Annotated in this window: 11 protein-coding genes; 1 reads left to right on the top strand and 10 read right to left on the bottom strand. The window is 48.9% G+C overall.

Annotated elements, in window-relative coordinates; translation table 11 throughout:
• Nucleotides 1–210: 210 nt before the first annotated feature.
• The 3 genes from AAKU61_RS20940 to AAKU61_RS20950 all read right to left on the bottom strand — a co-directional run bounded on the left by AAKU61_RS20940 (nucleotide 211) and on the right by AAKU61_RS20950 (nucleotide 2858).
• Complete coding sequence (locus tag AAKU61_RS20940) at nucleotides 211–1002, bottom strand: hypothetical protein (protein WP_354335404.1); 792 nt, start codon at nucleotides 1000–1002, stop codon at nucleotides 211–213.
• A 266-nt stretch (nucleotides 1003–1268) separates the two neighbouring features.
• Nucleotides 1269–1817: a DUF7010 family protein gene (locus AAKU61_RS20945; protein ID WP_354335406.1), complete on the bottom strand. Its 549-nt coding sequence runs from the start codon at nucleotides 1815–1817 to the stop codon at nucleotides 1269–1271.
• A gap of 318 nt (nucleotides 1818–2135) precedes the next feature.
• Nucleotides 2136–2858 carry a DUF6597 domain-containing transcriptional factor gene (locus AAKU61_RS20950; RefSeq protein WP_354335408.1) on the bottom strand — a complete coding sequence of 241 codons (723 nt, stop codon included), beginning with the start codon at nucleotides 2856–2858 and terminating at the stop codon, nucleotides 2136–2138.
• Between the two features lie 225 nt (nucleotides 2859–3083).
• Here AAKU61_RS20950 and AAKU61_RS20955 point away from each other — a divergent pair, with 225 nt between their 5' ends.
• Entirely contained in the window at nucleotides 3084–3596 is a 513-nt protein-coding gene (locus AAKU61_RS20955; RefSeq protein WP_354335409.1) for a DUF3224 domain-containing protein, read from the top strand.
• A 68-nt stretch (nucleotides 3597–3664) separates the two neighbouring features.
• Here AAKU61_RS20955 and AAKU61_RS20960 read toward each other — a convergent pair whose 3' ends face one another.
• The 7 genes from AAKU61_RS20960 to AAKU61_RS20990 form a co-directional block, all read right to left on the bottom strand.
• On the bottom strand, nucleotides 3665–5728 hold the full coding sequence (locus tag AAKU61_RS20960; RefSeq protein ID WP_354335411.1) for a primosomal protein N': 2064 nt from the start codon (nucleotides 5726–5728) through the stop codon (nucleotides 3665–3667).
• A gap of 125 nt (nucleotides 5729–5853) precedes the next feature.
• Complete coding sequence (locus AAKU61_RS20965; protein WP_354335413.1) at nucleotides 5854–6036, bottom strand: hypothetical protein; 183 nt, start codon at nucleotides 6034–6036, stop codon at nucleotides 5854–5856.
• A gap of 118 nt (nucleotides 6037–6154) precedes the next feature.
• On the bottom strand, nucleotides 6155–7246 hold the full coding sequence (gene hemE, locus AAKU61_RS20970) for a uroporphyrinogen decarboxylase (protein WP_354335415.1): 1092 nt from the start codon (nucleotides 7244–7246) through the stop codon (nucleotides 6155–6157).
• Between the two features lie 386 nt (nucleotides 7247–7632).
• On the bottom strand, nucleotides 7633–8439 hold the full coding sequence (locus tag AAKU61_RS20975; protein WP_354335417.1) for an SGNH/GDSL hydrolase family protein: 807 nt from the start codon (nucleotides 8437–8439) through the stop codon (nucleotides 7633–7635).
• Nucleotides 8440–8445: 6 nt separating this feature from the next.
• Entirely contained in the window at nucleotides 8446–9270 is an 825-nt protein-coding gene (locus AAKU61_RS20980) for a PPK2 family polyphosphate kinase (RefSeq protein ID WP_354335419.1), read from the bottom strand.
• A gap of 64 nt (nucleotides 9271–9334) precedes the next feature.
• Nucleotides 9335–9754 (bottom strand): CoA-binding protein, encoded by a 420-nt coding sequence (locus AAKU61_RS20985; protein ID WP_354335421.1) that lies wholly within the window; start codon nucleotides 9752–9754, stop codon nucleotides 9335–9337.
• 28 nt (nucleotides 9755–9782) lie between these two features.
• Nucleotides 9783–9987, bottom strand: a 205-nt coding sequence (locus AAKU61_RS20990) for a hypothetical protein (RefSeq protein WP_354335422.1), incomplete at its 5' end; no start/stop codon positions are given.

Consider the following 9987-nt stretch of genomic DNA (forward strand, 5'->3'; position numbering starts at 1 on the left):
TGTCACATGTGCCGCTTCAAACAAGAAAACCAATCGCAACAGTGGCCACACCCATGCTCGACTTTACTGGTTTGGGTATTTTGCAAGAAGCTCATGAGTTATATGGAACGAGTGCCAGCGTGGCTCACAGTGATATGCGTTAGCTGACGACCCTAGAGTCGTCAATATTGTTATGCTACGAGAAGCGTATATATGTGTTTTGATACCCGTTTACTGAGTGATCAAGCGTCCAATCGCCGCCTTGCGTTCCTTAGTGTCAGATAGGAATCGGGGGCTGTAGGAAAAGAATCGATTGGTATTTTTAAAATTCCTCGCCCAACCGACCAGCGCGCCATCGGTATCTGCATACAAGCGTATCGTGCCGCGACCTAGGCCTGTAATTTTATTCGAGGGGTCAGCGAGCCTTGTATCATCCGAGCCCAGGTACTCTATATTTGAATCGATAATCGCGACCTCGTATTGCTCTGTTCCAGCAACAAGCGGATTACGCGGTTCGATTTTTTTTGCTTCACTGTCGACCAACATTACATGCCCGGTCGTACCGGTTTGCGATTTGTCGCTGGCATTGAGCATCGCATGCGCCAGCACATCGCCAGGCCGTATCAGGCGCACATCGATGATCTGCTGAAAACCCTTACCGGTCTCTATCGAAAAAACGAAGTCCTCTGCAACTGGCCTTTTTCTGCTTGGCGTCCAGTTCAAAAAAGCAAGCTGAGTCCGCACCGGATAGTGAGCCCGCTCAATCAACGCTAGCAAAAGCCCTGAACAGTCCGCCCGCATGACGTAATCGCTGGAAAACACATCACCGGGAAAACTAATCGACTGCACACCCAGACTGTAATGGTTATTCGCAGGCTTGATATTCTCAGCCAGTTCGCGGGCTATCAATAAATGCCTGGGCAATTCCGGGACAGCGTCGGCGGCATAGGATGGGGAGCAAAAAACTGAGGCCAGAAGCACCCATGCGAGGGCTACTTTTCTACATCGATTTACTATGCGCATCGCGGTGATTTCGCTTACGGGTGTTGATTGGCCGAGTAAATTAATTCGGGTTATGGTCAAGGCATCATGAGCAATGCGTTTAGCTCGTAGATAAGCTTAAGCTATGTTTCACGCAGAGCGTCAGGTATAAAACTTTCTCTTACATGACTAAAAATATCCACGTGAGTACATCTAGTCCCCTATTAATATGAGCGATATCCGGCGCGAATTTTTAATTTGAGCGAACAACAACATAGGATGTCGCCTGATTTTTTTGCTTGATTTTATTATTTGATATTTGACTTGGACGCTTTTGAAAACACTAAAAATGCAAATAAAACCTCGATCAATCCACCAAGTCCAGCGGCAATGACAGGCGTTACCGCTGCGAAGAGGACGAGATTTGCAGCGACAATCAGACTCACGCCCATCACCCAGAAAATTGATCTGCCGTAGATGCTTGCAAAGATCAGGTAGCGGCTTCCTATCGTTGCCATCATTGCGGGGAAAAATAACGCTGGCTTTAGAAGGAAAAGGCCGTAGGCCATCGCGCAGCAAAGGATTAGCCAAATTGTCGATGCCATCCCAAGTTGGTTCAAGGCGTTGTCTTTGCTTGTCTTCGCGGGGCGTCCTATCGCCTTTGTTACAACGAGGCTAATTGGATAAATAAATACACCGCCTATGAGCAGAGTCCATACAGCCTTGTCTATACCGAACTGATAGCATACCAAGGTGGCAGCAATCCAAACGAGACCAGATACCAGAACGCCCGGGGCGCCATCATAGTGGGCGTGTCGCATCTCTTGTTGCTGCTCTTGGGTTATGGACAGTTTCATTGATTATTCCCGCAGTTTAAGGTTTGAGGTAACAGGCACGCGTGGCGAAGCCGGCGCGCTGTTGAAACTTGAGGTGATTTAATTTGCCAATTTTATATGCTAACTTGGCAGTTAAGAAAATACCATTTGTTTCCATACTCTTACAATCTTCAAAACCTTAAAGGGCTCTACACACCTGAGAATACCGACCTTATTAAATATACTCCCCTGTTGATCAGTACAAATATGCCTTATTGTCCATATAATATATGGACACTTTAAATATACACGCCTGGAGTATATTTTAAATCCAGTGTGTAAAACGTACCATCCGTTCGCCTAGACCAAGCTCTTCTCATATTCCGCAGGCGTCATGCCCACCAAGGCCCGAAAATCACGTCCGAAATGGGCTTGATCAAAATAGCCAAGTTCTAGCGCTAACGCAATCCAGTTAAGTGTTTTTCCTTCCTGAATCTGGGCAATGGCTTCGTGTAAGCGGTAGCGCTGAATAACCCACTTCGGACCGACACCGACATATTTTTGAAACAAGCGCTGCAAGCTGCGCTTGTCCAGATCGTTTATTCGAAGCAGATCGTCGACCGTTGTGATGCTGCGGTTTTGTTCTATGCTCGCAACTAGCTGACTGACGCGGAGGACTTGCGGATCGGATGGCGGTAAATGGGCTAGTAAGAAGTTTTCTGCTATTGCGCATTTGGCGAGAAAATTATCGGCGGCAGATATTTGTCCGGCAAAATCCGCACTGGACTGACCAAAACAAGTAGTAAGGTCAATTGATCGGTTATGTAAGCTTGCTAAGGCTTGTCGATAAAAAGGGTAAAAGCCTCCGGCCTTAAATTTGATACCAAAGACCTGATCCTGTTCGGCCAGTTGCCTGATGAAGCGGTGGCTGTGCACACCGTAAATGCGCGCTTGTCCCTGCTCTATCACCAGATGCACATTCGGATGGGGCAAAGTGGCTTGCTCTTGTGCGGGTAAGCCACGCAAATCCCAACTGACATACCAGTAGTGCTCAATAACATCAGCTAATGCGGCAGAAGGCACTTGCCGGTGATGCTGAAATTCTCCCTAATTGAGCGTCGGGCGCAAAACACCACGTGGTTTGGGCGGCTCTTGGTTTTGTATCTGCGTTTGCGCCAAAGGATCGGTGTTGCTCATAACGCCCTCTTTCTAATAACACGTTGTCGCGTTTTTCCTATCATGTCGGTCTGGCGTCCTATTTAATCTGGATTGGTCAATGGAGACATTTTTATTACCAAGGAGATTACGATGAAAACAAACTTATTACATCACGTCGGTATCAGCATTTACTTATTAACTTGCCTGAGCGCCTGCGTTACCACCCCAGCAGCAACAGAGTCCGCATCTATCATTTTAAAGGCGCCAAATATGCACCACGCTAGAGGAGGCTTTGACATCAAACTGAATCCGCAAGTACCAGCAACAGCAATCGAAGCCGCAAAACTTGCTCGCCAAACGATCATCAAGCAATTTAATGGTGACCTAAATGCGTCTAGCTTAGGTGAAATGCTGGCTGCAGTTACAGAAACCAAGGGTTCGGCGGGTTATGTCGCGATTGAACGCGTGACAGGTAGTCTGCAAGGCAAGAAAGGTAGTTTTGTCCTGATGCATACAGGAACGATGAATCGCGGCCAAGCGGATTTAGCGGTCCAAATCGTGCCAGATTCCGGCACCGATGAATTGGCAGGAATCACTGGGCAGATGAAGATACAAATCAATAACGGGCAGCATTTTTATACCTTCGATTACACGTTACCGTAGACGTCACAAACCTGCAGGGGTCAGCGTGGTCACGGCAGAGCATCGTATTTGCTTAGGCTTAAAATCAGTCAAATATCGACAGGATCAATCTCCACCGACCACTTCACCCGTGACTTCAGGGCGCGCAAGTCGCTGATCCAGTTTTTTAGGAAGTATTGCAAAGCGGGGCGTGAAGTGGATTCGACTAATAGTTGCGCGCGGTCGACGTTGGCGACGCGGGTCATGGTCATGGGGATAGGGTCGTTGACGGTGATGCCAGGGTCGGTGGCGAGGGCGGAGGCCTGATGCAAGAAGTCGAGGGCGATTTGTAGCTCTTTGGCTTCGGCACGTAACAAAGCTTGGTAGATAAACGGTGGCATGCCTGCCTGTTCACGTTCTTGCAGTAAGTCGTTGGCGAAGCTGTCGTAATCATGCGCCATCAGTGCGTGGTATAGCGGGTGGTCAGGGTAGCGAGTCTGGATCAGGACTTCGCTGAGATTGCCGCCTTCTTTGCGGGCGGCACGGCCAGCGCGGCCGGCGACTTGCATGAGCTGGGCGAACAGGCGCTCACTCGCACGGTAGTCTTGCGAGAACAGGGCAGAATCGGGATTAAGCGCAGCAACCAGACTGAGGTTTTTAAAGTCGTGGCCCTTAGCAACCATTTGGGTACCGATCAGGATATCGACCTCTCCACGATGCACGGTGTCGAAGGCGGCTTCGGCACTGCCTTTGCGCCGGGTGGAATCGGCGTCAATACGAAATACCCTTGCTTCAGGGAAAATGTGGGCAAGGCTTTCTTCGATTCTTTGGGTGCCGCGACCCAGAGGTTGCAAGTCAATATTGCCACAGGTCGGGCATGATCTTGGGATGCGTTGCTCTAAACCGCAATGGTGGCAACGTAGTTTGTGATCGAGTTTATGCATGACCAGATGCGCGGTGCAGCGGGTGCAGTTGCTGATCCAGCCGCAGGCGTCGCAGGCGATGACGGGGGAATAACCACGCCGGTTTAGAAATAGTAGTGACTGCTCACCTTTCTCTAAACGTAAGCGGATGGCGGTGACTAATCTTTGTGTCAAACCTTCACTCGGTTTTTCATGCTCGGTGTTGATGACTTTGACAACGGGCAAAACAGCGTCTTTGACTGCTCTTTCACGCAAACTTAGCTTGCGATACCGTTGAGTATTGGCGTGGTGCCAGCTTTCTAAAGACGGTGTGGCGGAGCCGAGCACGACCGGGATGTCGAGCTGACGCGCGCGCCAAACGGCGAGGTCGCGAGCCGAATAGCGCAAGCCTTCTTGTTGCTTGTAAGAAGGATCGTGCTCTTCGTCAATGACAATCATTTTTAAGTTGGGCAAGGACGCGAGTATCGCTAAACGCGTACCAAGAATAATACGGGCTTGCCCTAAATGAGCAGACAGCCAGTGGCGCACGCGTTCGCCTTCGGCCATGCCGCTGTGTAAAGTGGCGATCTGGATACCCGAAAAACGCTGACGCAGATGATTCTCTAATTGCGGTGTGAGGTTGATTTCTGGTACCAGAATCAAGACTTGCGCGTCAGTGCTTTGCGCCAAAACCTTGGCGGTGGCTTGCAAATAGACTTCTGTCTTACCGCTACCCGTTACACCGTAGAGCAAGTGCGGGGAAAACTTTTGGGCGCTCGCAATGGCGTCGACCGCTAGTTGCTGTTCGGCATTTAAGGTGGGTTCTGGATTGGGGTTGGTGTCTTGTGGCGCTGCATCTTTGGCGACTTTCTTGAGATTGCGTTCCAGCGATGTCACTTTACTGGTGCGCAAGTTTTTTGGTAGTGCAGGCAAAGCGACTTCGCCCAGTGGTCGTTGGTAGTAGTCAGCGGCAAAACGACATAAGTCCAGCCAGGCTTGTGGCAAAGGCGCGAGTTGGGTACGCACTTCAAGTACATCTTTGAGTTTGTTGGCGGACACCTCGGTGGTGTCGCTGATACCGACAATCAGCCCCATCACCTCTTGCCGTCCAAACGGAATTAAGGCTAATTGCCCGATTTGGGGCACGGATGAAATTTGTGGTTCGGTCTGAGATGTAGCTCCGCCCGCCTCAATTTCGCGCAGATTCCAGCGGTAGTCGAAGCTTGTATCAAGTGGCGTGTCAAGCACGATTTGGAGGATGCAGTGTTCCACGAACTTAATGTAACCTGTGAGGAAGTGCGCTAACTAACGGTTTCATAAGGTCTTTTTTACATATCCACAGTTTCTGTGGATAACTTTGTGGACAAAGGTGTATTGACATGGCGTTGCGCTAGGTTTTATGCGGGTTTCAACAAACTGCCCATTCTGAAAGCAAAAAATAAGTCTTTTAAAATCAATGGCTTGCAAATATGCAGAAAGTCTTGAAAATAAATTTTCGACTTATTTTTACGCTCCTCATATTTGTGCATAACTAACAAAAAGTGTGCATCTTTATGCGCTTTTTGTTGCGGCTGTTTCATTAGTTCTCCCAGCCATATCAAGCTAACAAGCGCATGAATATTGACTGTTGCACAGCAACATGACGTCTTTACAAGGCGTACCAAGGTTTATTGTTTTGATACCTTATTTGCCAAGACCTTAAGCCTTGTTTTGGCGCTGCTGACGACTTACCTCATGCACTGTTTCGACCAAAACACTAACTGCATCAGGCGGGGTAAATTGAGAAATACCGTGGCCTAAATTGAACACATGTCCATGACCGGCGCCCGGCATGCCATAGGATTGTAAGGTTGCAGTGACTTGTTGGCGAATCTGATCATGGTCGGCAAACAGGACTGCCGGATCAAGATTGCCTTGCAAGGTGACTTTATGCCCAACTTTGGCGCGTGCCTGACCAAGATTGACGGTCCAGTCCAGACCCATTGCATCGGCACCGATATCGGCAATTTGCTCTAACCATAGGCCACCGCCTTTGGTGAAGACGATGACGGGAATACGCTGGCCATCTTTTTCGCGTTGCAATTGGTTGACTACGTCTTGCATATAGCGAAGGGAGAATCGTTGGTAAGCACCGTCAGCCAATGCCCCGCCCCAGCTATCAAAAATCATGACTGCCTGCGCACCGGCGTCGATTTGCGCGTTGAGGTAAGTCGCAACAGCCGTGGCATTGGTACGCAGAATATGGTCCATCAAATCCGGGCGCTTATACATCATGGTTTTAACGGTATGAAACTCACGCGACCCTTGCCCTTCGACCATATAACAAGCCAATGTCCACGGGCTACCCGAGAAACCAATCAAAGGCACGCGACCGTTTAAGGTGTGACGGATTTGCGTGACGGCGTCAAAGACATATTGCAGACTGCCAGCCTCTGGTACTTTTAAAGCCAGCACGTCTTTTTCGTCTTTGAGCGGACGTTCAAATTTAGGGCCTTCGCCTTCTTCAAAATACAATCCCAGACCCATGGCGTCGGGCACGGTCAAAATGTCGGAGAACAAAATCGCCGCATCTAATTCAAACCTGTCCAATGGCTGAATCGTCACTTCCGTCGCAAAGTCGGGATTTTTTGCCAGGCTCATAAACGACCCGGCACCTTTGCGGGTGGCGCGGTATTCCGGCAAATAACGACCTGCCTGGCGCATTAACCATAGCGGTGTGTAATCCGTCTCCTGACGCATCAGGGCTTTTAAGAATGTGTCATTTTTGAGCGGGGCAAAACTGTTCGACATAAATTGCTTTCGATAAAACGAGTACAGAAGTGGCGTTCGCTGCTGTTCTCCGGGATGTCAAACGCAGCGCTAATCCGACATTATCGCCGATGCGCCTGATCAAGGCATCTGATCTGCTGCAATCTGGTGAAATTCTGAGAGAAAGTTGATAGAAATTACTGTTTAGAAACTGTGGATAACTTTGTGGATAGTTTCTATTTTATGGCGATGACAATACCAGTAATAAAGTAAGCATTGAATATTGTCTTGTAAGGTGATGATTTTAAAAGATTTATTGTCTTTGCACTTCTTTACACATGGTTTTTTATTAAGATACTAGCTTATTTAAAATGTGCATAAGTACCGCAAAATATACTAATTTATCGCCACTTTAGATAGATTTGCTCTTATTGGAGTTGCCGACCATAACGCGCCGCGACTAACTGTTCTGCCCACGCCTTCGTGCCTTTGGCTGAAGGATGATAACCATCTTCTGCCATCAACGACGCATCGCTGATATCCAGCGCCATAGGGATGTGACTGACGTTGCCACGTCCATCACCTAATTGGGAAACTAACTTTTTGGCGACCAGATCGAGTGCTTTTGCTTTGCTGCCCAGAACGAATCTTAAGGGTTGCGGCAAAGCGGGAAATGCGTGCACCGGCGGCACGCCCGACAGCAGAATTTGTTTGGGTGCGAGTTGCTGCTGTATCGCGGCTAATAACTGACACAACTCAGCTCGATAGCGCTGATCAGATCTGAACGCCGTCGTGTCGTTGACCCCAAATGCGACAAACACCAGATCAATCTGCGTTGATTTGTCTGCCAAATTAAATAGTTGCGGCAGCAAATGCTGAATCGCACTCGCTATATCTGCGCCGTTTTTACCAATCGCCTGCCAACTCACATCGGTTTTCAAACGTGAGGCCAACGCCTTTGCCAATTGCGCTGTGATAGCCAGGTTCTGGTTGGCTACACCAACACCGGCAACGGGCGATTCTCCTATGCTGAGCAGCCGGAAGCCAACATCTCCGTCAACATTCCGATCAGCATGATTGTCGCCATAACCAAGCTCCGGCTGGTAGTGACTAATGCCAAAACGCGCTCCACCGGCTTCTGGCAAGCGTGGCGTAGTTTCACGAGTGCGCTTACCTTGCCATGACAACAATGGGTATAGTGGCAGCGCAAGTAATTCAGCCAGATATGGAAACATGCAGGTTTAAACTACTTTGAGTTTGCTGTACTCAGGATTGCCGGGCGGGTAAGCGAGTTTTAAACTGGCTAGTTTCTCTTGCACGATATGGGCAATCGCCAGGTTGCGCTGGGTTTTAGAGTCGGCAGGAATGATGTACCAAGGCGCATGCTCTGCATCGGTGGCTTCGATGGTTTTTTCGTATTGGCGCTGGTAAGCATCCCAGAATTTGCGTTCGGCCAGATCTTGGGGGTCGAATTTCCAATGTTTGTCTGGGTCGGCGATGCGGTCTTCAAGCCGTTGCTTTTGTTCTTTGGCTGAAATGTGTAAAAAGAATTTAAGAATTACGGTGCCGGTTTCTGTCAGCATACGTTCAAAATCCCTGATGTGTGCGTAACGCCTCTCGCACTCTTTGTCATCGATCATGTCATGTACGCGAGTGATCAGTACGTCCTCATAATGGCTGCGGTTAAAAATTACAATCTCGCCACTGGCTGGCACATGCTGATGCACTCGCCAGAGGTAATCATGACCTAGCTCAACACTGGTCGGCGCTTTAAAACCGATGGATCGGGCGCCGAGTGGATCAATCTGTCCGAACACACCGCGCACGGTACCGTCTTTGCCTGAGGTGTCCATGCCTTGAAGGATGATCAAAAATTTATACTTTTTCTGCGCGTATAAAACTGTCTGGAAAGCAGATATCTCTTCCGCCAAGCTCAAGGTGAGCAAACGATCCGCGGCTTTAGCATTGGTTTTGTCTTCTTCGCTAGACGCAATCATTTTTTGCGATGCATCCTCATCTTTTAAGACGAATTTGGGCTTTTTACGGAATAGTGCGCTGATGCTCATGGAGATTCCTGACGGTAATTTTGTTGTTCTATTTTAAACAGATTTTGTCCTTTGCTGGACGAGATTAGCAAAGCATGGCGTGGTCTATTTTGATGCAACGATCCATCACCACACTAATGCCGGCAGAGCGCGCGGCCATCGCCGCGGATGGATGACTAACCCCCAACTGCATCCAGATACAGCGAGCATGAACCGAAATAGCGTCATCAACCAGCGTAGGCATAGCGTCGGATTGACGAAAACAATCGACGATATCGATCCCGTTCGCGGCATGGGCAGCCGCGTCCGCCAAACTGGCGTAACAGATTTCACCAAGGATTAGTTTTCCAGCCTCCTTAGGATTGACGGGGATGATGGTGTAGCCTTGCGCCTGCAAATAGGCCGCAACCTCGTGACTGGGACGAGCGGGATTGGGCGATAAACCGACTACGGCAATCGTTTTTGCGTGCAATAAAATCTGGCGTAACTCTTTATTGGTAGTCATATCAACCCTTTTTTGTCGTCTGCTTTTGTCAGTACGCGTATGAAATTAGTTTAGCCAAGAGTAAGGTAAAACCAAAGATTAGCGCTAGCAAGATATAAATGGGTTTTGCTTTTTTTCTCAAAGAGATATAAGTTGGGATTAAACCCAGATTTTCCATTGGAACAGCGACAAGTGTGCCTTTGGCGGACTGACTGGCTAGACGCGACGACGACGCAAGCTGCATCTTGCTAGGA

This window comes from Undibacterium sp. GrIS 1.2 (assembly GCF_040544435.1).
In the GTDB taxonomy this organism is placed as follows: Bacteria; Pseudomonadota; Gammaproteobacteria; order Burkholderiales; family Burkholderiaceae_D; genus Undibacterium.

Bases quoted from the DNA above. Each gene is read 5' to 3' on its own strand.
- AAKU61_RS20940 (WP_354335404.1), bottom strand. From the start codon at position 1,002: ATGCGCATAGTAAATCGATGTAGAAAAGTAGCCCTCGCATGGGTGCTT.
- AAKU61_RS20945 (WP_354335406.1), bottom strand. From the start codon at position 1,817: ATGAAACTGTCCATAACCCAAGAGCAGCAACAAGAGATGCGACACGCC.
- AAKU61_RS20955 (WP_354335409.1), top strand. From the start codon at position 3,084: ATGAAAACAAACTTATTACATCACGTCGGTATCAGCATTTACTTATTA.
- AAKU61_RS20965 (WP_354335413.1), bottom strand. From the start codon at position 6,036: ATGAAACAGCCGCAACAAAAAGCGCATAAAGATGCACACTTTTTGTTA.
- hemE (WP_354335415.1), bottom strand. From the start codon at position 7,246: ATGTCGAACAGTTTTGCCCCGCTCAAAAATGACACATTCTTAAAAGCC.
- AAKU61_RS20975 (WP_354335417.1), bottom strand. From the start codon at position 8,439: ATGTTTCCATATCTGGCTGAATTACTTGCGCTGCCACTATACCCATTG.
- AAKU61_RS20980 (WP_354335419.1), bottom strand. From the start codon at position 9,270: ATGAGCATCAGCGCACTATTCCGTAAAAAGCCCAAATTCGTCTTAAAA.
- AAKU61_RS20985 (WP_354335421.1), bottom strand. From the start codon at position 9,754: ATGACTACCAATAAAGAGTTACGCCAGATTTTATTGCACGCAAAAACG.